Annotated in this window: 17 protein-coding genes; 3 read left to right on the forward strand and 14 right to left on the reverse strand. The window is 44.9% G+C overall.

What is annotated here, in order from left to right:
• Positions 1 to 441 precede the first annotated feature (441 nt).
• The 6 genes from BK127_RS12005 to BK127_RS12030 form a co-directional block, all read right to left on the reverse strand.
• Positions 442 to 1,308 (reverse strand): inositol monophosphatase family protein, encoded by an 867-nt coding sequence (locus BK127_RS12005; protein ID WP_076230303.1) that lies wholly within the window; start codon positions 1,306 to 1,308, stop codon positions 442 to 444.
• Positions 1,309 to 1,573: 265 nt separating this feature from the next.
• Positions 1,574 to 2,344: an enoyl-ACP reductase FabI gene (fabI, locus tag BK127_RS12010; protein WP_076230304.1), complete on the reverse strand. Its 771-nt coding sequence runs from the start codon at positions 2,342 to 2,344 to the stop codon at positions 1,574 to 1,576.
• 133 nt (positions 2,345 to 2,477) lie between these two features.
• The gene (gene uvsE, locus BK127_RS12015; protein WP_076230305.1) at positions 2,478 to 3,464 is read right to left on the reverse strand and encodes a UV DNA damage repair endonuclease UvsE; all 987 of its coding nucleotides are present in this window, start codon (positions 3,462 to 3,464) and stop codon (positions 2,478 to 2,480) included.
• Between the two features lie 129 nt (positions 3,465 to 3,593).
• Positions 3,594 to 3,914: a hypothetical protein gene (locus BK127_RS12020; protein WP_076230306.1), complete on the reverse strand. Its 321-nt coding sequence runs from the start codon at positions 3,912 to 3,914 to the stop codon at positions 3,594 to 3,596.
• A 47-nt stretch (positions 3,915 to 3,961) separates the two neighbouring features.
• Positions 3,962 to 5,086, reverse strand: coding sequence for a D-alanine--D-alanine ligase (locus tag BK127_RS12025; protein WP_076230307.1), 1,125 nt, complete (start codon positions 5,084 to 5,086; stop codon positions 3,962 to 3,964).
• Positions 5,087 to 5,162: 76 nt separating this feature from the next.
• Positions 5,163 to 6,185 (reverse strand): amidase domain-containing protein, encoded by a 1,023-nt coding sequence (locus BK127_RS12030; RefSeq protein WP_076230308.1) that lies wholly within the window; start codon positions 6,183 to 6,185, stop codon positions 5,163 to 5,165.
• A 269-nt stretch (positions 6,186 to 6,454) separates the two neighbouring features.
• Between BK127_RS12030 and acnA the strand changes: the two genes are divergently transcribed.
• Positions 6,455 to 9,163 (forward strand): aconitate hydratase AcnA, encoded by a 2,709-nt coding sequence (acnA, locus tag BK127_RS12035; protein ID WP_076230309.1) that lies wholly within the window; start codon positions 6,455 to 6,457, stop codon positions 9,161 to 9,163.
• A 233-nt stretch (positions 9,164 to 9,396) separates the two neighbouring features.
• Here the strand turns inward: acnA and BK127_RS12040 are convergent, their stop codons facing one another.
• Positions 9,397 to 13,227, reverse strand: a complete 3,831-nt coding sequence (locus BK127_RS12040) for an S-layer homology domain-containing protein (protein WP_179097455.1) — start codon at positions 13,225 to 13,227, stop codon at positions 9,397 to 9,399.
• A gap of 283 nt (positions 13,228 to 13,510) precedes the next feature.
• Between BK127_RS12040 and BK127_RS12045 the strand changes: the two genes are divergently transcribed.
• Positions 13,511 to 14,881 (forward strand): S-layer homology domain-containing protein, encoded by a 1,371-nt coding sequence (locus BK127_RS12045; protein WP_076230311.1) that lies wholly within the window; start codon positions 13,511 to 13,513, stop codon positions 14,879 to 14,881.
• A gap of 186 nt (positions 14,882 to 15,067) precedes the next feature.
• On the opposite strand, the gene BK127_RS12050 is transcribed toward BK127_RS12045, so the two are convergent.
• Entirely contained in the window at positions 15,068 to 15,811 is a 744-nt protein-coding gene (locus BK127_RS12050; RefSeq protein ID WP_076230312.1) for an IclR family transcriptional regulator, read from the reverse strand.
• A gap of 323 nt (positions 15,812 to 16,134) precedes the next feature.
• Here BK127_RS12050 and BK127_RS12055 point away from each other — a divergent pair, with 323 nt between their 5' ends.
• On the forward strand, positions 16,135 to 17,154 hold the full coding sequence (locus BK127_RS12055) for an alpha/beta hydrolase (protein WP_076230313.1): 1,020 nt from the start codon (positions 16,135 to 16,137) through the stop codon (positions 17,152 to 17,154).
• A 108-nt stretch (positions 17,155 to 17,262) separates the two neighbouring features.
• Here BK127_RS12055 and folE read toward each other — a convergent pair whose 3' ends face one another.
• From folE to BK127_RS12085, 6 genes are all read right to left on the reverse strand, one after another.
• Entirely contained in the window at positions 17,263 to 17,853 is a 591-nt protein-coding gene (gene folE, locus BK127_RS12060) for a GTP cyclohydrolase I FolE (RefSeq protein ID WP_076230314.1), read from the reverse strand.
• Positions 17,854 to 17,877: 24 nt separating this feature from the next.
• Positions 17,878 to 18,090 carry a YneF family protein gene (locus BK127_RS12065; RefSeq protein WP_076230315.1) on the reverse strand — a complete coding sequence of 71 codons (213 nt, stop codon included), beginning with the start codon at positions 18,088 to 18,090 and terminating at the stop codon, positions 17,878 to 17,880.
• 98 nt (positions 18,091 to 18,188) lie between these two features.
• Positions 18,189 to 19,220, reverse strand: coding sequence for an HD-GYP domain-containing protein (locus BK127_RS12070; RefSeq protein ID WP_076230316.1), 1,032 nt, complete (start codon positions 19,218 to 19,220; stop codon positions 18,189 to 18,191).
• A 131-nt stretch (positions 19,221 to 19,351) separates the two neighbouring features.
• Positions 19,352 to 20,518: a tRNA epoxyqueuosine(34) reductase QueG gene (gene queG / locus BK127_RS12075; RefSeq protein WP_083689250.1), complete on the reverse strand. Its 1,167-nt coding sequence runs from the start codon at positions 20,516 to 20,518 to the stop codon at positions 19,352 to 19,354.
• Positions 20,519 to 20,542: 24 nt separating this feature from the next.
• Positions 20,543 to 21,139, reverse strand: a complete 597-nt coding sequence (gene lepB / locus BK127_RS12080) for a signal peptidase I (protein ID WP_076230318.1) — start codon at positions 21,137 to 21,139, stop codon at positions 20,543 to 20,545.
• A gap of 20 nt (positions 21,140 to 21,159) precedes the next feature.
• The gene (locus tag BK127_RS12085) at positions 21,160 to 21,705 is read right to left on the reverse strand and encodes a DUF402 domain-containing protein (protein ID WP_076230319.1); all 546 of its coding nucleotides are present in this window, start codon (positions 21,703 to 21,705) and stop codon (positions 21,160 to 21,162) included.
• Positions 21,706 to 21,765: the final 60 nt, after the last annotated feature.

The raw sequence follows: 21,765 nt of genomic DNA on the forward strand, positions 1-21,765 counted from the left end.
GCACTCATTCACTGCTGACGAGAATTTGCATTCTCTTGTACTGCTATTTACTCACTCGTTGATTCAGTTTTCAAAGGACAATTCTTATTTTAAAACTAACATTTTGTACCGTCTCGTCTTCAACAATTTTCATTGTTTAGTTTTATCGGCAACTTTTATACTATACCACATCGCTAGTTATTTATGCAAGTGTTATTTTTTATTTCATTTTGCGTTCAAATGAAAATCTTTCGTAACACGTACACCGTTTTTAGCGGCGAGAAGTAATATATCATAGGACAATCATAGAAGTCAAGGCATAAATCAAATAATATTTTGGGGAGTCGATAATCAAGCTCGAAACGAATATGTGCCGGAAATACAAACGGATACCAGAAAGAAGAAAATAACCTCCCCTGTCCACTAATTACGGACTAAGAGGAGGTTATATAAAGTCTAACACTAGTTCTCAATAGATATTGCGTTAGCCATGGTCAACTCATGTTGAAGCTGGTCATGGATCAATCCGTTCGACGCAAGCACATTCCGTACATTTAATGTATAGGGATTACCTTCAGTATCCGTTATCGATCCACCGGACTCCTTAATGAGCAAAGCCCCAGCTGCCATATCCCACGAATTCAAACCAATCTCCCAAAAACCACTCAAGCGGCCAGCAGCTACATATGCCATATGCAAAGCTGCTGAACCAGCAACACGGATATTTCTAACCTTAGGAGACAATGCATTCAAACCACGCAGATTTACAGGTAATGCACCCTCGCGATCGGCTGGTAATCCGGTTGCAACTAGACTATCGATCAGCTTGCTCTCTTTCGATACCTGCATCCGTTTGCCTCTTAGATAGGCGCCTTTATCTTTTTCCGCTACGAACAATTCATTGTGAATAGGATTGTAAACCACACCCACGATGACCTCCCCTTTGTAAGCCAGCGCAATGGAGACACTAAAAAACGGGAAGCCATGAACAAAGTTAGTCGTACCGTCCAAAGGATCAACAATCCACAAATATTCAGCATCGCTAACGTCCTTTAAAGCTTGGACCGAAGCGGCTGGCCCCGGTTCAACCCCTTCTTCCCCAAGAATCGAATGATGCGGAAAATGGGTTTGAATCAAATTGCGGATCATTTTTTCCGCACCTTTATCTACTTCAGTTACTAGATCATGAGAAGAGTATTTGGTATTCAAGCTGTTGAAATCTCCCAATTTGCTTTGAACCCATTCGCCTGCCTTGGAGGCCGTATTAATGGCTACAGCGGTAAAGCTTTTACTTCCAACCGAGAAGGAGTTATTTCCTTCATTAGACATTCCAATCAGCCCTTTTTCCAAAAAAGTTTTATAGTAGTGGTACAACTAGTAGTTAGTATAGTGAATATACGCTTTAATTGCCACAAAGTTTCAACATACTTCTGAATTGCCACACACCCTACCGATAAGATAATCTATTAGTAGATTTCTAATGTTATCTTATGATGCTCACTCTTCAGTCGCTTGTACAAAAGAGCAATAAAAAAAGCTGTTGATTCCTCAACAGCTCTGCTGGTCTAACTATACTATTTACTTGTTATTTGAATTATACCCCTACGATATGGTATCCATTGTCTACATATATAACTTCTCCAGTTATGCCACGGGACAAATGACTCATCAAGAACATCGCGGTATCGCCCACTTCTGCAACTTCGGTTGTACGGCGCATCGGAGCCTTTTCCTCAACACTGCGAAGTATCGAATTGAAATCCTTGATGCCTTTGGCTGCCAATGTACGAATAGGACCCGCAGAAATGGCGTTAACACGTACATTAAACTGTCCAAGATCACTAGCCAAATAACGAACACTTGCTTCCAGGGCAGCCTTGGCAACACCCATAACATTGTAATTTTTCATTGCACGTTCGGCACCAAGATAAGTCATTGTCATGATACTGCCACCTTCGGTCATCAACGGATACATCCGTTGAGCTACAGCTACCAAGGAGTAGGCACTAATATCCTGAGCCAGCGCATAACCTTCACGTGAAGTATCTACAAACAACCCTTCGAGCTCTTCCGTTTTGGCAAATGCAATACTATGTACCAAACCATGCAGCACGCCAAACTGTTCCTTGACGATAGTAGCCAATGTATCGATTTCTGCATCAACCGTTACATTACAAGGTAAAACCGTTGTATTGGGAAGCGTATTCGCAAGCTTGCGTACCCGTTCCTCCACACGTTCGTTCTCAAATGTAAAAGCAAGTGTAGCCCCTTGTGCAGATAAAGATTGGGCGATTGCCCACGCAATGCTGCGATCGTTTGCAACACCCATAACAAGTATATTTTTACCGGATAAAAGTCCACTCATACTAATAAATTCCCCTCTCAACATTAAAATACGTTCATTATCACTCCTTTCTCAAGGTACTTCATTTGGACAAAATATTCAAGCAATAACGAAGTTTTTCATATGAATAATCCAATACGGTTACAGTCTGATCTCAAAGCTTAAAGGACGCTTGGTTTAAAACCTCTAGTTCAGGCTCCTCACTGATTTCCTTCATCAGCTGGAATAAGGCATCATCTTTCTTTTTGGCCTCAATCATCACATCGACCCTTGGCGTTAGCGGGGCAATTGACCTTAGAAATGTAAGCAGGGGTCCGGGATCAATAAAGTCGGCATGACTCCTCGTATCTTTTTCACTTTTTGGACTGGATACATGAATTTTGGGTGGAAGCTCCAATTGTGTTCCCTGCTCCGTTTGTCCTTTCCATGTCTGTAAAATACGCGGCCACAGTACCGCGCTATCTGCTATTTCCTCCTCATGATTTACTTCATGATGATGAATATCGAGTACCATGGGTGTATGCGTCACTTCACATACTTCCAGTGTTTCGGAGGCTGTGAAGGTTTTATCGTCATTTTCCAGTGTCATTCGATTGCGAATCCGCTCTGGCAATGCCTTGAAACGATCGATAAAACGCTGAGAAGCAATCTTTTTGTCACCGTACATGCCACCCATGTGGATATTGCATTTAGCCGACTCATCAAGACCCATCGCCTCCAGCATAGTGACGTGTGAATCCAGATCCTTAAGCGAGCTTGCGAGCACATCTGCACGCGGAGTGCTCAGGACGGTGAAATGATCGGGATGAAAGCTGAGTCTCATCGCATTTTTAATAGCATAACTTCCAAGCTCCGCAAAAGCTTCCGCCAGCACCACCATTGGGTTCCAATCGTTCAGCATCTCATGACCGCGCAGCGGGATCAGTTTGGAGGAACATCGGTATAATTCGATATCGTGTGCCCGGTTGTGCTTAAGGAGACGCAGCGTATTGTGTATATTTTCTATGGCTATACGCTCCAGCTTGCGGACCGCTGCGGCCCGATTATTCAATTTATCAAAGCTGGCGGCTGTCATTGTTTTGGATGGAGACGCATTAGATACCTGCATGGACATCGCAACATAACCAAGACGTACGATCATAGTGGCATATCAGCTCCAATTTTCAGATATGTCCATAGGATGCCCTACAATCACAGGGTCTATAAAAATCATGACAACAATAAAAAGAACACCTTGCCGCCGCAGCGCAAGATGCTCGATGTTAAGCTATTAGTTGGAAGCAAGACTAAAATACATTTCATCAGCCAAAGCGGTCTGAATGCGTGCCTCTTCTTCCGTTAATCGGCGAACCAGCTCCATTTCAACCTGGGTAATCTCTTCGCCTTGAAAATTAATTTCGGCGATTGACACCAAAATTTTGACTATGGCAACCGCTTTGTTATCGAGACTGTACGCAATAACCATTTGGCCTGTCGGGTACACACGAAATCCGCTTTTAACCATTTTGCTTCGGCCGTACTCCAATAACTCGTAGAGCTCCTGCTCGGATTTGAACTTGCATACGGAATTGAACTCAGTCTGGAACCCCATACGAACTCCCCTTTCAAAATAATTATTGTAAAAGACTTCTCATCCAATTATACCTCAAATGAATACTGCAGCCGCTGCTTGTCTTGATGGCGCTTCAATGCAAGCCCAATCAGTTCATCCAACAATTGAGCGTAAGGCTTGCCGGTTTCCTTCCAGAGTAAAGGATACATGCTGAAAGGCGTAAATCCAGGCATCGTATTAATTTCGTTAATGAATAGCTGATTGTCTTCTTTACGTATGAAAAAGTCAATTCGGGACAATCCAGAGCCGTCTACTGCCTGATAAGCACGAATAGCAAGCTCTCTAATTCGTTCAGACAGCTCATCTGGAATTTCCGCTGGTATAATCATGGAGGAGGTCCCGTCTACATACTTGGCCTTGTAATCGTAAAACTCTCCTGTGGAAACCACCTCTCCCACCACAGATGCTTCAGGATCATCGTTCCCCAAAATTGCGACTTCCACCTCTCGGGCATTCACATTCTCTTCTATAATAACTTTACGGTCATATAGAAAGGCACTATGAATGGCTTCGATAAGCTCCTCACGATTTTTGGCTTTGCTGATTCCGACACTGGACCCGAGATTAGCAGGCTTAACAAAGCAAGGATATCCGATGGCCACTTCAATCTCCATAATGAAATAAGCATTGTCCTTCTCCCATTGTGTTCTTGTAAAGTGGCGGAATATACATTGCGGCAAGCCTTCCTGCTCAAATACTCTTTTCATCATGACCTTGTCCATACCGACCGACGAAGCTAGAACACCTGCGCCTACATATGCAATATTGGCCATTTCCAGCAAACCCTGGATCGTACCGTCTTCTCCAAATGTCCCATGCAATAAAGGTAGAACCACATCAATCTGTTGTATGGATGCAGCTCCATCGGTTGCACTTGATCCTGAGGGCTGCAGGGAATTGAAGATAGGCTGAATGGAAAAAGCTTCTTCAGAGCTTGCAGTCGGTTCAAATTGCAGCTCCGCAATATGCTTGGGTGGTCCTTGCAGCTGTAAGCCTGAGCGCCATTCACCCTGTTTGGTTATGTAAAATGGTATAATTTCATATTTACTCATGTCAATGGCTGCAGTAACGGCAAGTGCAGTTTGAAGCGAAACTTCATGTTCTCCAGACTTTCCACCGTAAATTAAGCCAATGCGAATTTTGTCGTTCATAATAACCTCCGAAAATGAATTGTAAGATGTGAATAGTAACCTACTGAATCCCGTAAGCTAAGAGCATGTCTAACCATCAGTCTTGGTCGATCACATGCAAAAACCGATACCGCGTCTGTTCTGTCCAGGCATACGAATCTTTATAGCTCCAGTATCGATGCTTGCTGTTTGTCGTATGTGCATTGACCAAGGGCATCCCATTGGCATCCTTAGCAGTTACAATCGTGCTGTGGCGATAACGCCCGTCACCATTCCAATCGTAGCTAATGACATCTCCCAACTCAAGGTTTTCGGCCTTATGGACTTCTTTCGCCCGCAGTCCATGATCATTTGATGTCATATATCCTTGTAGACTCTGTGCTACAGCCCAACTGAAGCTCCACAGCTCCTGACTGTTATTGCGGCCTTTATACCACCAGCCAGAATCTCTTTTTCCAGTATAGTGCATAGGAGCTTCACCTGCAAAGAGGCATTGGGATATATAATTGCTGCAGTCGACTTCGAACTCCAGATAGGCCGGATTAGCTTGATCCCACCACCGATCAGCATATTGAACTGCTTTATGGCGATCGTAGTAATTTTTCCTAAGAGCCGGCTCCAAATAAGGAAGCACCTCATAATTTAAAAACGGCATAGAGGAAAGCTTCAGCAATCCTTGGTCAACGGTTTGGGGGACTGAGGCTGCAGAAGGGGACATAACCACCCGCTGGGTAGGCTGAAGCAGCTCATTGCCTGTGGATTGAATGTTTGTAATGACCCATTTACCTTCTTGCTCTTCGAAGGTAAGCTGCTCACTTTCCAGCCGCTTCTCTTCATGCTCAGTCACTCCTATGATTCCGACCATGGACTGCCTAAGTCTGATGGATGCTGTCACATATGCGGGCTGCTCAATGGTTTGCGTGATAGTAAGTCTTGTCTCATTTTTTACTGGGGAATAATGTCGATCCTGATCGTTTTGCGAGGTCCTGGCCAGACGCCTGATTTGTGCCTGCAGGAATGGAACATCCGTGACGAATGGCAGTAAGGGCTCAACCGAATAATCCAGATTCATTTGATTTTTATGATGAACATATTCGTAGAGCATCATTTTCCATGACATGCGGTCTACCTCCATTGATATCAAATGACCGATTTTCATCCAATTTGTATCACAGTCAGGACAAGCTCATGCACATACCTTAATGATTCCAATATATGAAGGAATACGTCTGATAATGATTCAATTTAACCTTTACGTAGCCTTCCGCAGCATGTATACTTAACTTATAACAATTATGAAATCTTGTTTCATTCCATGAAACAGAAGTTGTTTTGGACAATGGCTCATCCTGAAATACAGACTTATCATTCAAAGGAGGACATTCACACATGGCTAGAAAAGATCATTACTCAGTACGTACACCGCTCGAAGTTAATGGTAAAACTTACCAATACTACAGTTTGCCTGGACTTCAAGAACAAGGACACGGCAATATTTCCGCGCTGCCTTTTTCCATTAAGGTGCTTCTCGAAGCAGCTGTTCGTCAGTTTGACGGCAGAGCTATCACATCAGAGCACGTAAGACAAATCGCAACCTGGACTGAAGGCAGAGAAGAGAAGGAAATTCCTTTTATTCCCGCTCGTATTGTTTTGCAGGATTTCACAGGGGTTCCGGTTGTAGTTGACTTGGCCGCTATGAGAGATACGGTAAAGCTTGCTGGTGGAAATCCTAAGCAAATTAATCCGCTTGTACCTGTTGATTTGGTTATTGACCACTCGGTTATGGTTGATGCTTTTGGTACCGCTGACGCTTTGGAAACCAATATGAATATTGAATTCGAGCGTAATGAAGAGCGTTATCGTTTCCTTCGTTGGGCTCAAACGGCATTTGACAATTTCCGTGCTGTTCCACCAGCTACAGGTATCGTGCATCAGGTTAACCTCGAGTATTTGGCTTCCGTAGCTGCCACCAAGGTAATCGACGGCGATACTGAAGTATATCCAGATTCACTGGTAGGTACGGATTCCCATACAACGATGATCAATGGTCTTGGTATCGTAGGCTGGGGAGTTGGCGGTATCGAAGCTGAGGCGGGTATGCTTGGACAGCCTTTGTATTTTGTCACACCTGAAGTTATTGGCTTCAAGCTGACTGGTAATCTTCCAGAAGGTTCAACGGCTACCGATTTGGCCCTAACTGTTACACAAATGCTTCGTAAAAAAGGTGTTGTCGGTAAATTTGTTGAATTCTATGGCCCTGGTCTTAGCAATATCAGTCTGGCTGACCGTGCAACAGTTGCCAATATGGCTCCCGAGTATGGTGCTACAGTAGGATTTTTCCCTGTTGACTCCGAATCACTTAATTATTTAAAAGGAACTGGCCGTGAGGATGATCAAATCGCTCTGGTTGAGGCTTACTATAAAGCACAAGGCATGTTCCGTACTGATGATACACCTGACCCTGTATTCAGTGACGTTATTGAGCTCGATATGTCAGCAGTCGTACCAAGCTTGGCAGGTCCAAAACGTCCACAGGATCGTGTTGAATTAACTTCCATGAAGCAAGCCTTCCATGATATTGTTCGCACACCGATCGAAAAAGGCGGTTACGGCTTAAGTGACGCCAAAATCGAAGAAGTTATTGATGTACAGCATGCCAATGGCGATGTTAGCAAAATGGGTACAGGCGCTGTTGTTATCGCTGCTATAACCAGTTGCACCAACACTTCCAACCCAAGCGTTATGATCGGTGCCGGTTTAGTAGCCAAAAAGGCAGTTGCCCGCGGCTTAAGAAAACCTGCTTACGTAAAAAGCAGCTTGACTCCAGGATCGCTGGTTGTAACTGACTATTTAAAAAATGCAGGTTTGCTGGAATCCCTTGAAGCTTTAGGCTTCTACGTTGCAGGCTACGGCTGTGCCACCTGTATCGGAAACTCCGGTCCTTTGCCGGATGAAGTAAGTCAAGCCATCACTGATAACGACATGACCGTGGCTGCCGTACTATCCGGTAACCGTAACTTTGAAGGCCGTGTTCATGCTCAAGTCAAAGCTAACTATTTGGCATCCCCGCCGTTAGTTGTCGCTTATGCTCTGGCTGGAACGGTTAACATTGATCTGGCTAACGATCCAATCGGCTATGACCAAGCCAATCAACCTGTTTACTTGAAAGATATTTGGCCATCCAATGCAGAGATTCAAGAGGCAATTGCTACAGCCATGAGCCCAAGCATTTATCGTGAGAAGTACTCAAATGTGTTCCGTGCTAATGAGCGTTGGAATGCGATCGAGGTTCCTGAGGGTGATCTGTACGAGTGGGACGAAAAATCGACTTATATCGCAAATCCTCCTTTCTTTGAGCGCTTAGGCGATGGTGTTGCCGATATGGCTGATATCCATGGTGCAAAAACATTGGCACTGCTTGGCGATTCGGTAACAACCGACCATATCTCACCTGCTGGTAACATTAAGGCTGACAGTCCTGCTGGCAAGTTCTTGATGGAGCATGGCGTTAGAAAAGAAGATTTCAACTCCTACGGATCCCGCCGCGGTCACCATGAAGTCATGATGCGCGGAACATTCGCTAATATTCGTATTCGTAATCAGGTAGCACCAGGAACTGAAGGCGGCGTAACTACTTACCTTCCAACAGGTGAAGTCGAATCGATTTATGATGCTTCCATGAAGTATCAGGATCAAGACACGAATCTTGTCGTTATTGCAGGTAAAGAATACGGTACAGGCAGCTCCCGTGACTGGGCGGCAAAGGGTACATTCCTATTGGGTGTTAAAGCCGTTATTGCTGAAAGCTTTGAGCGTATTCACCGCTCCAACCTCGTAGGTATGGGCGTGCTTCCTCTTCAATTCAAATCAGGACATGGCTGGAGTGCACTTGGTATTACAGGTACTGAAACTTTTGATATTACAGGCTTGGATAACAATGTGCAGCCAGGTCAGGATGTAACAGTCACTGCTACTCGTCTGGACGGAACCAGCTTCAGCTTTGAAGTCGTTGTGCGTTTGGACAGCTCGGTTGACATTGATTACTATCGCAATGGCGGTATTCTCCAAACGGTCCTTCGCCAAATGATCGCTGAATAAATTGAGGCAAATAGCATCATGTATGAGAGGCTATTTCTGAGGTCCATAGACTTCAGGGATAGCCTCTTTATTTGTGAGTTATCATACCGATAGTGAAGAACACAAAGAGGAGGCTGTTCCGTAAGCACACAATCTGCTTAAGGAAACAGTCTCCTCTTCCAGTCGTTCTGTAATTAACCGTTAACCGTTACCCGTTGCTTATTTCAAGTGCAATGCTTTTACCTACCTACAACCTACAGGTTAGCTGGCAGAGCCTTCAAATATTTTTGCAGCAATCGTACAGCAACTTGTCCTGCTTCAGCCCTTGTCATATTGGCTAAAGGATAGAAGTTGACAAGCGGTTTGTTCTTGGAAGGAATTGGTGATACGACATTGCTGCCGACCATAATTCCTGCAGAGTTTAATGCATCAACTGCCGAGCGAGCGTAATTATTGATGGAGTCACTGTCAGCAAAAGCTTTTTCAATTTTCGCTTTGAGCTTATCATCATTAACGGCCAGCTTCACATTCAATGCGCGTGAGATCATCACCGCAGCATCTTGGCGTGTTAATTGTAAATCCGGTGCAAATACGAGATCGTTCAATCCTTGAACAATACCAGCCCTTGCAGCTGTTTCGATTTCTTCATAATTCCATGTGGCCGAACGGCTTCCTGGAATGATATCGAAGAATGTCTTTTTATCATCATAATTTAATCTCATACCTAATGAACGAACAAGTAAAGCAGCAAATTCACCACGTGTTACATAATCAGAAGCTCCAAAATCGTTGCTGCGAAGTGCAGGCATGTACCCTTTAGCCAGCAGTGTTTGCAAAATATTCCTTGCCCACTCATGATTGGATACATCCTCATAACCATATTTCAGCTTACCAACCATATAGTATCCGAAGTTATCAAATGGAACCTCAATCGTTTTTGCTTTAATATTGACTTCTCCGCCAATATTTCTCCAAATTCCATCGTCTCCCAAATAAAATACCGTTACTTCCGTAGCTGATTGATCCACTACAGCATCATTGTATTTAAGGGTTAACGTTCCACGGTCAGTTGGTGAAATTTTACGATTGGCATAATTGTTATAACGCGTGTAGGTTCCTTCTGTGGAATATGGAGCTAATCCACCTGTAACGTATTTATAATCAGAAGCTCCTACCTTGGATTGCTCACCAAGTCCTGCGGAGATCCAGAAATAATCTGATACTCTTGTAAAATGGTCACGACCCAAATCATTCGAGAACTGCGTGGATAACGAGCTGTCGATAGGGATGACAGTTTGTGATGTTTGCGGTGTCCGGTAGTCAATATCCGTTCCCAATTTTTGATTATAATCATTCACAAGATCGGTATTACCATTCTTAGGATCAGCAATCCCGAACAGAATATTACCTGTCGGCTCAATCTTTCCATCAATGACGCGGCGCAGCACGTTTGTCTTAGGGAAAGTCAATTGCAGATTTTTGTTGAATACATCATGCTTCGTGCCAAGCGGTTCCATGAACATGGCGCCTACACCATTACTCGTTACATAGCGAACAGTAATCGTTTCCTTGGCTTGGTTAGTACCATTCTGTACTACCAGATTGATTTTATTGTCAGTGTCACCTTTTAAACCCGTTAATGTGTAAACAAAACGATTCGCAACGTCTGTACGAGGCTTTGCAGAATTTCCGTTAATCTTCACATCAGAAGCTCCAACCGCTTCCACATCGAAAGTAATGAAATTCTTATTTACAATGATCGCTTCACCCGTATTAGCAATAGGCGCAAGCAACCGATACGGAACGCTTTGACTTATAACGGTAAGCGTCTGGTTTACCTTGGCACCAGCGGTATTCGTGAATTCAATCGTGTACACATGGGTTCCGGCAGATAGGGGAACATCATTCATACGAATTTTAAACCCGCTTGTTGTCCCATCATAGTTAACCGAGCTGTAATAAGCATTACCAGCAGTAGATCCTGGTGTAGGAGTACCGGTATACATCAGATTCTGGCCTTCTCTGACAGTGACAAGATTCGCCCCTGCACCTTCAATGAAAAAGTCGAATTTAGCCAATGTTGTCGTATAAGTGTTATTACTTAAAATTAGCTCTGGTGAAGCCGGTAAATAAACAGTTGGGTCTGTACTGCTGATATCTCCGCGCGGCCCATTCGGAGGCGTTAGCGGACGAACGATATTGATGTTGGGTGTGTTCTCATCCACGACATAGAACGTAACTTCCTTCGTGTACTTACGTAAAACACCCGGCGTAGGAAGTGCGTTATCACTATAGTCGACAATAATTTTGAGCACGTTCCGTCCTGTGAAGAGTGGTCCTGGTTGTACGCCCGGTGTGGCAAGATCGGAGTCACCAATGATTAAATCAGTTGGGTCGATATTGTATGAACCATCTGGCTGTATTGCAGAAATATTTGGAAATGGAACACTCGTATTATTAATAATTAATTGCTTGGCCAGCATGCTGTTACCAAAACCGATGATTTTACCTTTTAACGTGATGCTTTGAACCGTTGCTGCTGAAGAATTAATATTGAATACCTGGTCATTGTAGATATTATCCAGATCGACGTACAGCTTGGCTACGAAAGTAATTTTACCTGTATAGGAAACCGGAGCTGTTCCAGCGGAGAACGCCAATGTCTGGGTACCTTCAGGCAAACCAGTTATTTTATATATCTGCTTGCCTGCATGAATCGAACCCGCTGCTGGAACAACTGCATCCAATGTAACTCCCAGCGTTACGGTTCCGACAGGCTGTATGGCGACCTTTAATTCACCAGCCACTAAGGCTTGTGAGGGATCAACCATGATATAAAAATCTGATCCCGTTACACTTGATCCATTGAAAGGAACCGCCGAAGTATCGTTGTCAATAACGCCACCCGATGTATATTCAGGCGATAACAGCTCAACACCTCTGATTACTTTTCCGGAAACATGCTTGAAGCTAAAAGCTTTACCAATAGCAATCGGAGCTGCTGCTAATGTAGGATACGATAGGGACACAATAACCGGCTGTGTGGAGCTTGGATCGCTGATTGTAGCCGGCAGATTAAATGCAGTAGTCTTAAACTTGACCAATTTATAAGCAGGGTCGCCATACGTATTGGTAATGACCGTTTCTGCAGCAGTACCGTTTATCGTTGCAGCCTGCCCGTTTATAGTAATACCGACATTCGTATTATCAAAGGTTTCAGCCTGGAATGGATACAGCAATTCCATCGTAAGTGATGCTGTGCCAGCAGGGTCCGTTAATGTCGGAATTGTACCCAGTATATCCTTTGTTTCCGCTCCTTCAGTTATACTGACTGCAGTGAAAGGTTGAGTCGGGTCATAGTAATACACCTGACGCTTTACATTAACGGAATCCGTGTTATTGGACAATGTGATATCGAATTTGTTTAGCCCGGGAGTCAATGTAATTGCAGGAGCGTAATAGAGCCCGTTGCTTAGAACTGAAGCGCTTTGCCCATTAACCGTTACTTTAGTTGCATTACTTGCATTCCCTTGAATGTAAGCTACACTATTCGTCAGAACCAAGCCTGTACTCTCATTCAAATCATAGTTTTGGTTATTCGACGTAATTTGCAATGTATTAATTAACGGTGCCGTATCGTACAGCACGTAAAACACATCAGTTTTCGTGGCACCGCCCTGTGACCCGTTAAAGGTCAGACGATTGTAACCGGGAAACAACTGAACGCCGCTAATCTGAAACCGATTATTGGTAGCACCGACCGACGTATTAAAGGTTCTGCCGGATTGCGCTGTCCAGGCTGTATTGTTGATCGAAACGATTTGATCGACAGTTAACGTCAAGGTACTGCCCGTCATTTGCTGAAATGAACCTGTAATAGAAAGAGTGCCTGCATTCGTAACTTTCGCTGTCGTCCGATTCAGGTTGGCGCGTGCAGCAGGCGTGGAGGAAATATCCATATTGCCTGTTACCGCCAGTGACGCGTCGTCAGGAATAAAAAAACTGGATGCTGCCTGAGCCGCAGGTAATGGAAGAATCGATACCAGCAATGCAAACATAAGCGTAAAGTTTATTAATTTCTTCATGTGTTTCAAGTATTTCAATGCAATCGCTCCTTATTTATAAATCGTAATTTGGCTCCAACTTTCCCCGAACTTGTCCTACCATCACCACCCTAATTCTAACCCCTCTAGCATTATTTACCTGAAAGCAGAATTTCCCCAATAGACTATGATACTTATATCGGCTTGAGAGCATATTTTTTTTAACAATCATTGAAAAAAGTTCCCCGCTCACAATCTTGCAATACAAATATCAACTTTCTTCTAAGTTTTACCGATATAATGGGAGAGATTGGAGGATTGGAACATGATAAACAAGTACGTTAAAAAGATGAAATCGGCTGCATGGCTGCTGGCCATTGCTTTAATTGTGCCCGGCCCGTCAGCCAAAGCCCAAGTTTCGTTCAGCGATATCGATATGCAGCAGAAGGCTTGGGCGGTAAGCTCCATTTATGTAATGGCGGAAAAACAGGTGCTGAACGGTTATACGGATGGTACTTTTCGACCAGACAAAACAATTACCAAAGCGGAATGGACGAAAATGATTTACAATCTGTTTAATACGTATCGTCCTAATTTAACGGCAACAGGACAGCAAAAAATTAATGGATTTGCCGATGTAACTACACAGCATTGGGCTTATCAGCCTATTTCAGAAATTTTCAACTATTCGTTCCAGTGGGGCGTATATGGAGTTGCTCCGGATGGACAACTGACCTTCCAGCCAGATACAGAACTAAGCCGATTAGAGCTATCCAACATGCTGTATTCGTTTTTCGATACGCGTTTGATTGATCGGCGATTAAGCTCTAACGATGTGTGTTCCGTTACAGCGAGCCTCAGAGATGTGCCTGTGAAGTTTTTCAAAAATAAAGAGGATTATGATGCAGCTGCAAAAGCAGACGGTCGTTTGGATAACGCAAATGTCCAGATCACGACCAGCAATGGCGTTTTACCCTCTTTATTTATGGGAACAGACGCGGTCGATTGCAGTTTTGGAACCGATGGATTTTCCAATGCACAATCAAGCAGCCTGGCCAGTCTGCAGGCTTCCGGGATTATGACAGCAACAGCAGATGGATATTTTCGTCCACTGGATAAAGTTACGCGCGCAGAAGCTGTAACGATCCTAAACCGTATTTACAACTTTCTCAAGAAAAATTACTGGTTGCCGGATTATTCCAGCATTAACCTTGAGCAAGCCAATACCGGAGACCAAGGAAACAGTGCTGGCGGAGGTGGTCTGACAGGCTCTATAGGCAACGGCTCAGGAGGTTACGGAGGAACAACTGGGGGCAGCGGCTCCAATCCCACAACAGTCAAGGTACGCGATTATTTCAAGCTGCAAGGCCCTAACAATGACTTAGGCACTTTAGCCAAAAACGTCAAAAAAGACGGTGAGATCGAAACTGCCGTCATTCCTCTGGATTACAAGTATCTCACTATAAATCTGGTAAGCCAGGATAAAACGGAAATGGTGGACCTTTCAGTCAATATAGATGGTAAAGCCAATTTGTATAAACAGGAATCGTTTCCCTTGACGCTAGAGATTAGCGGTGCCCAATCCGTTGGACTACGTACACAGCAGAGGAACACATCCATCATCAATAAAAAGGGTGGAACCATTACACTGACTGTCAAGCTGGATAAGCAAAAGCCTTTGCCTGTTGATCCATAAGCTGTACAACATACAGCATAGTGCTCACGCCTCATACACCATGTTCAATGGTCTATGAGGTTTATTTGTATTTATGGTCAGACTTGATAAGCATGATGGGTTATACAGCAGATGTGTGGTCCAGCAAAAAAACACAGCTTTTCCGACAATCCGGTAAGCTGTGTTGGGATTAATGATGGGATTCATTCATCTAAGCATCTTGCCCATTCGACGAGCAGCTTCGATCAGTACAGGAGCATGCTCCTTCATCTTTGCCAGCGTTAATCGATTAGAAGGACCGCTGACCGCTAATGAAGCTACCAGCTGTTGTGCCTGATTATAGATAGGTACAGCTACGGCGGCGGTTCCAAGCTCTCGTTCTTCTACACTTGTTGCGTAGCCCAATTCCTTGGCCTCAGCCAGCTGCTGAAGAAATACAGTCCGTTCCAGGGCCGTTGGTAAATTATGAGCCTTCATCAGGGCCTCCAACAGCTGCGGCTCGGCGAAGGCTACCAGAATCTTGCTCGATGCACCGACATACAACGGTAGCCTTGCCCCAATCGGAGCCACTCGTCTTATCGCTTGATTGCTTTCTACCGCCTGCACGCGAACCCGCTCCAAGCCGTCACATACATAAAGACTGATCGTCTCATCCAGCTGATCACGTAATCGTTCCATTTCCGGAAGCAGAATCATAGCGGGATCATGAGTATGCACCATGTTGGCAGAAAGCTCCCATATTCGAAAACCCAATCGATATTTATCCGTTGCAAAGTCGCGCAGTATAAAGCCCTTTCCCTCCAGTGAAGCCAGCAAGCGATGCACTGTGCTTTTATGAAGGGATACGCGGACGGCAATTTCCGTCAAGCTCAGGTCAGATTCATCCGTAAAACAAAGCAGTATATCCAAAGCGCGCTCAACCGCACGCACTGTTAATTTGCCGTCCTCCATCACGATTTCCTCCGATTTTCAGTTTCACTTGATGAAACCCTGTTACATATAGTATAACTCATGTCTGCGTATACCGCAAAGTGTTTATTAACTAAAATCCAGAATTTGGGTCCACTATTACATGTATATTACAACATGTTTACATTTCTCCCCGTTGATTGACGATACACGTTTCCGGTCTTACTATTATAAATAAGAAGCTGAATCAACTACAACCTATGAATGTTTTATAACGTATCATCGGGATCCTATTGTCTTAGTAAATAGCCGTCCGCTGTGCATTTTCAACACCATGTTATTTTAGTCAACTAGGAGGGATTTCGATGGAAACCAACCCCTTGCCATCCGTTCAATTAACTACTGCCCAATTAGAAACCGCTCTCAATCGGCCGCTTCTAGTCAAGCGTAGAGTTAAACAGGTGCTTATTGCACTCATTTCGCTACTACTGCTTCTATTCAGCCTTGTGATGGCGTTCCATGCCTATATTGCCTGGTCCTTGGCAAGACCTCATATCGATCCATTGCGCTCCAATCCAAGCCTGTCGTTTGGAGCGGCGTACGAAGACATTACGTTTCCAAGCTTGAACGATAGTTCGATCTTATCTGGCTGGTATATCCCTGCGGCATCCTCCCCGAGTATCGGTAAAACCGTTATATTCTCACATGGCTACGGCGGCAACAGAGAAGAAATTTGGGTACCTTTGTACAGCTTGGCTCAAGAGCTTCATAAGCAAAATTACAACGTACTGATGTTCGACTATGGATATGTACAACCTGAAATCAGTGCAACCGGTGGAATTCGCGAATCACAGGAACTGCTGGGTGCCGTCAAATATGCCAAAGATAAGGGTGCAGAATCCGTATATATATGGGGCTTCTCCATGGGGGCAGGAACGGCTCTGCAAGCTGCGCTTCAGACGAGAGATATCGATGGGATGATTCTGGACAGCACCTTCATTCTGGAGCCGGAAACGATGTATCACAACATGAAGCAAATAGCCAATCTGCCCAAGTTCCCTTCACTGGCGCTCGTACATTTATTTTTCCCGCTTATTAACGGTGTTAGTCTGAATCAAATTCCGTATAACCAAGTGAAAGAAGCGCAGTACTCGATGCCGATCTTGTTCATTCACGGTAAACAGGACCAACGCGCTCCTTATGAAATGGTTCAGGAGATTTTCCGTAATCAATCTGCAGGCTCCAGCTCACAGCTGTGGCTTACGCCTAATGACACACACGAGCTTATATTTAAAGCACAAAAGAAAACCTATTTATCATTGACGATGGGATTTCTTAAGGGGATGAATACCAAGCCAGCTCTCTCAGCTAGCAGCGGGATATAAGACAAGTAGCTGAATCAAAGACTGGCTTGATCGGAGATTCAAAGGTATGGACATAAAAAAACAGGCTAACATCCTTCCTTAGCTGGGGGACGTTAGCCTGTTTAGTTGTTAATGCTTGAGTAGAGACAAAAATTCTGAGCGGAGGGCCGCATTGGTACGGAAAGTGCCGCGCACGGCTGAGGTTACCGTCTGACTGCCCGTTTTCTTCACGCCTCTGGAGCACATGCACAAGTGTTCCCCTTCGACAACAACCATGCAGCCATGAGGCGTCAATTCTTCCTCAAGAATATTGGCCAAATCCGATGTAATCCGCTCCTGTACCTGCAATTTGCGAGTTACCGCGTCAACCAATCGGGCAAATTTACTAAGGCCGGCGATTTTACCGCTTGGAACGTATCCGATATGGATCTTACCGAAGAAAGGTGCCATATGATGCTCACACTGGCTGTAATACACAATATCTTTGATGATCACAAGCTCTTCATGTTTCTCATCAAAGGTTACACCTAAAATATCTTTATAGTCTGCCTCATAGCCTGCGAATATTTCTTCATACATCCGGGTTACTCTTGCTGGCGTTTCCAACAAGCCCTCCCGATCAATGTCTTCACCAACCAACCGCAAAATCTCGCGGACATGCCCCTCGATTAATGCACGGTTGTTTATTACACTCGTATTCTTATAATCTTTAGCTGGCATGACTTTAGTTCCACCTCTCTGGACTTAAGGACGAAATTTTCGATTTTTCATCATTTGCTGTGCTTTGCCGAGCTGCTTTTTGTCTAGATTATAACCCATTTTTTTGGCCATTTCCTGCAGCATCTCCGGATTGCTCTGCATCTTTTCAAGCTGTCTGCGCAAATAATACACACCTGCGAAAAATCCGCCGACTGCACCGACAAGCAAAGTAAGTATTGGAATAATATAGTCCCACATCGTTGCTTATTCACCTCACTACTATTGATCATTATTGTATCTTAACAAATAAGAGGGTTAGGTACAACTCACTTTTACCGCAAAGTGCTGCTCCGTTCTCACTGTAATACGCTATCAATGAACACGGTTGTATGCTTGGCCAGATCGACTTCTACGACCTCCAAATCCGTCCCTGATTCGGATTTAACCACTCTGACGACAGGACGTCCGGGAAGTCCTCTGTGCTGTCCAACCACTACGCCCGTTTCTTTCGAAGATAGCCTTACCGAAGTCCCTGTAGGATAAACTGAGATCGTACGCAAGAACTGAATCACAATCTCTCTGTCCAGCTCTTCCCCTGCCAATACCATCATGTGCTCACAAGCTTCATGCGGCATCATGCGCCGACCGAGCGACAAATCAAACAGCAGATTATCGTAGGTGTTGGCAACGGCTACAATTCGTGCATACAGATGGATCTGATCTCCCTGCATCTCTCTTGGCAGACCGCTGCCGTTCATCTTCTCATGATGCTGAAAAGCGACGTGGGCAATAAGCAGGCTTAGCTCACGTTTGTTCTTTAACAGCTCAAACCCACGCCAGGTGTGATGCTTCTTTAAATCCTCGGATGTATCGTCCGTAATCAATTCGACCTTACCGATATCATGCAGCATCGCCCCAATAACAAGCTCCCGCAGCTGGTTCATAGGCATTTCCATTTGAATCCCGATCAGTGCAGACATCATGCTCACATTAAGCGCGTGCACATACATTTCATTGTCTTTGGTCCGGATATCGGACAGTTGGACCAACACATCTTTGTTTTTCATAATTTCATCAAGCAAACTATCAATGCTTCCGTTAATATTACGCGTATTAAAATCTTTACCTGAACGGATGGAGTCAAACGTTTGTCCCATCCGCTGCATGACCGCGCGCTTCGTCTCCTCGGACACAATATCTATAATATCGATGTCCTCAAACAACGGATCTTTAATGTAAATCATCGTAACGCCTATGCGGTTCAGGGTGTTGATCATATAAACCGTAAGCTGCACCCCATCCGATAGTAATACAGCACCATTACCGGAAAAAATTGTCCTACCCAAATGCTCCCCTGGCTCTACATTATCAATGTGTACGTATCTCATCGGGTCTCCGTTCCGAACGTGTCAACAGCCCACAATAGCAGCTGAAATCGTGTGTATCACGTCCATATTTAATTTGACAGAGCCTATTCTGCCTATGCCACACCCACAGTCTGATAAAGAAATCAATTGTATCAGTGCTTACAGGACGTAGAGGCTTTATCCAGCTCCATAAGAACCGTTTGGTGCTGTTCTTTACCAAGTGCCTCTTCTATGGCCACTTCGGCCTGCTTGCCCCCGATTCTCCCTAATGCCCACGCGGCGGAAGCACGGATTTCCGGCCTCTCATCTGTGATAAGCAGTTCATGAAGAACAGGAACAGCGGATTGATCCTTAAAATGTCCTAGTGCATAAATCGCATTGCGTTGAATGGGCTTCCTGCCGCGCCACGCAGCGGAGCTTGTACCAAAACGCTCTTTAAATTCACGGTTGCTCATCTTGAGTAGCGGAAGCAGCAGCGGTTTGACCTGCTCCGCATCCGGCTGGAGCTCGGGATGATGCGTCCAGTTCTTTCCCTTGTTCTTCGGACATACGATCTGGCACGTATCGCAGCCATATAGACGATTTCCGATCTTTTCTTTCATTTCATCTTCTTCAACATGCCCCTTGGTTTGAGTCACATAGGAGATACAGCGGGGCGCGTTCAATTGTCCGGGGCCAACCAATGCTCCTGTCGGACATGCGTCTATACAGAGCGTACAGTCACCGCAGCTTTCCGTTACTGGCACATCAGAAGGCAAAGGCAGATTCGTAATCATTTCACCTAAATACACCCATGAACCGAATTCAGGTGTGATCACCGAACAGTTCTTTCCGATAAAACCAAGACCTGCCCGCTCCGCAACCGCTCGATCTACCAAAGCCCCTGTATCCACCATGCTTTCCATCCGGGCATCAGGAACGCGTTCACGAATCCAGGCCTCCAGCCGCTGCAGCCGGTTGCGCAGCACCTGATGGTAGTCCAAACCCCAGGCCGAGCGGGAAAAGATACCCCGATATGCACCAAGCTCTGATCGCGGCGCATTAACTAGCTTGGATGGATAAGCAACAGCAATGGAAATGATCGTTCTGGGTTCTGCCAAGCTGAGCGCAGGCTCGGTCCGTTTATCAAGATCCGGTTCCTCAAAGCCGGATTCATAGCCCTTGGCGCGATGCTGCAGCAGAATCGATTTTAATTCCACAAAAGGCTCAGCGCTGGAAATCCCTATTTTATCAATACCAAGCTCTGATGCGGCCTCACGCATGTCTTGCTTCAATTGATGCCAGTCCATGCGGTTACTTTGGTTCACAGCTTCCGTCATGTTCTGCATCACCTCGCTTGAAAATTAAAGAATCCTGATTTTGGACAGCGGCCACACAATTAACTCCGCCCGCCCTTCTATCTTATCCAGAGTCACAGCTCCAAAGCTCCTGCTATCATAGCTGGCGAGACGGTGGCGATTATCGCCCATCACAAACAACGATCCCTGTGGTATCGTATATGGCTCCAGACTACCGTCTTCAATAGGTGAATCCGTGTAGCTCTCCATCGCAAACAATCCGTTAACATACAGCTTCCCCTGCTGAATCCAGACTTCATCTCCAGCTACAGCTACAACCCGTTTCACCAGAAAAATTGGCTGTGGCTCACTGGCCTCCGGCTCCTTGACGACCACAACATCGCCACGATTGGGACTCCCTATGAATTGAACGGTTTTATTAATAAATAACCACTCATTTTCTTCAAGAGTAGGCTGCATGGAAGCTCCTTTTACAGTTGAAAGGTGAAAGCCGTATTGATGGACCATCGCCACAATGAATAAGGCAATGAGAATGGATTTGGTCCAACTCCAGACCTCTGTCAAAAGCCCGGCTGAATGATCTGCTGCCAACATGTCTGTTGATAGTCGTTCTTCCGATTTTTTGGTAGTAAAGAAGCCCATTTTACGCCTCCATTCCTTACTTAACCTTTCCACTTTTCCCACTCTCGGTAATAATAATGCACCCACTCATCGCGAAAAGGCGCTTGATCAAGCTGAATGCGGCTTAATAAATCATTCAGCCCCTGCTTTACTTTTCCTTCTACAATGGCAGAGTAATGATACATCAGCTTGTGCTGCTCATATTCATCCTGATCGACAACATGTACAGCACCGCCTGGCATTCGGATCACATCCAGGTCGTAATCGATATACGTAATGACGTTCCCGCTCAAGTAGGGAGGTGAAGCAACATTACAGTAATATCGCACACCCGATTCTTCCAATAGAGCGACTACATTAAACCACTGCTTGGGGATAAAAAAAGAGACACCTGGAATTCGGCTAACCCACTCTTTCCCGTCCGCCTCAATAATTTTCGTTTGACTATTGATAAGGATCATCATCGATTCCGCTTTGTGTGATTCATGATGCAGCGATTCCGGAACCAAAGCGTTCTCAACCCACATCCGATGCAAATGTCCGTCATGCTTAAAGCTTTTGATGATATGCGTGGAAAAAGTCGCCATGAGGTCCATACCCTTCTATATGTAACATAAGACCAACGAAGACTTCAGCAGGCTTTCCCC

This window comes from Paenibacillus sp. FSL H7-0331, assembly GCF_001956045.1.

Coding starts and splice junctions, on each gene's coding strand:
- BK127_RS12050 (WP_076230312.1), bottom strand. CDS start 15,811: ATGGAGGACGGCAAATTAACAGTGCGTGCGGTTGAGCGCGCTTTGGAT.
- BK127_RS12070 (WP_076230316.1), bottom strand. CDS start 19,220: ATGAGATACGTACACATTGATAATGTAGAGCCAGGGGAGCATTTGGGT.
- fabI (WP_076230304.1), bottom strand. CDS start 2,344: ATGAGTGGACTTTTATCCGGTAAAAATATACTTGTTATGGGTGTTGCA.
- BK127_RS12045 (WP_076230311.1), top strand. CDS start 13,511: ATGATAAACAAGTACGTTAAAAAGATGAAATCGGCTGCATGGCTGCTG.
- BK127_RS12005 (WP_076230303.1), bottom strand. CDS start 1,308: ATGTCTAATGAAGGAAATAACTCCTTCTCGGTTGGAAGTAAAAGCTTT.
- BK127_RS12040 (WP_179097455.1), bottom strand. CDS start 13,227: ATGAAGAAATTAATAAACTTTACGCTTATGTTTGCATTGCTGGTATCG.
- BK127_RS12085 (WP_076230319.1), bottom strand. CDS start 21,705: ATGGCGACTTTTTCCACGCATATCATCAAAAGCTTTAAGCATGACGGA.
- uvsE (WP_076230305.1), bottom strand. CDS start 3,464: ATGATCGTACGTCTTGGTTATGTTGCGATGTCCATGCAGGTATCTAAT.
- BK127_RS12025 (WP_076230307.1), bottom strand. CDS start 5,086: ATGAACGACAAAATTCGCATTGGCTTAATTTACGGTGGAAAGTCTGGA.
- BK127_RS12065 (WP_076230315.1), bottom strand. CDS start 18,090: ATGTGGGACTATATTATTCCAATACTTACTTTGCTTGTCGGTGCAGTC.
- folE (WP_076230314.1), bottom strand. CDS start 17,853: ATGCCAGCTAAAGATTATAAGAATACGAGTGTAATAAACAACCGTGCA.
- acnA (WP_076230309.1), top strand. CDS start 6,455: ATGGCTAGAAAAGATCATTACTCAGTACGTACACCGCTCGAAGTTAAT.
- BK127_RS12055 (WP_076230313.1), top strand. CDS start 16,135: ATGGAAACCAACCCCTTGCCATCCGTTCAATTAACTACTGCCCAATTA.
- queG (WP_083689250.1), bottom strand. CDS start 20,518: ATGACGGAAGCTGTGAACCAAAGTAACCGCATGGACTGGCATCAATTG.
- BK127_RS12030 (WP_076230308.1), bottom strand. CDS start 6,185: ATGTCATGGAAAATGATGCTCTACGAATATGTTCATCATAAAAATCAA.
- lepB (WP_076230318.1), bottom strand. CDS start 21,139: ATGGGCTTCTTTACTACCAAAAAATCGGAAGAACGACTATCAACAGAC.
- BK127_RS12020 (WP_076230306.1), bottom strand. CDS start 3,914: ATGGGGTTCCAGACTGAGTTCAATTCCGTATGCAAGTTCAAATCCGAG.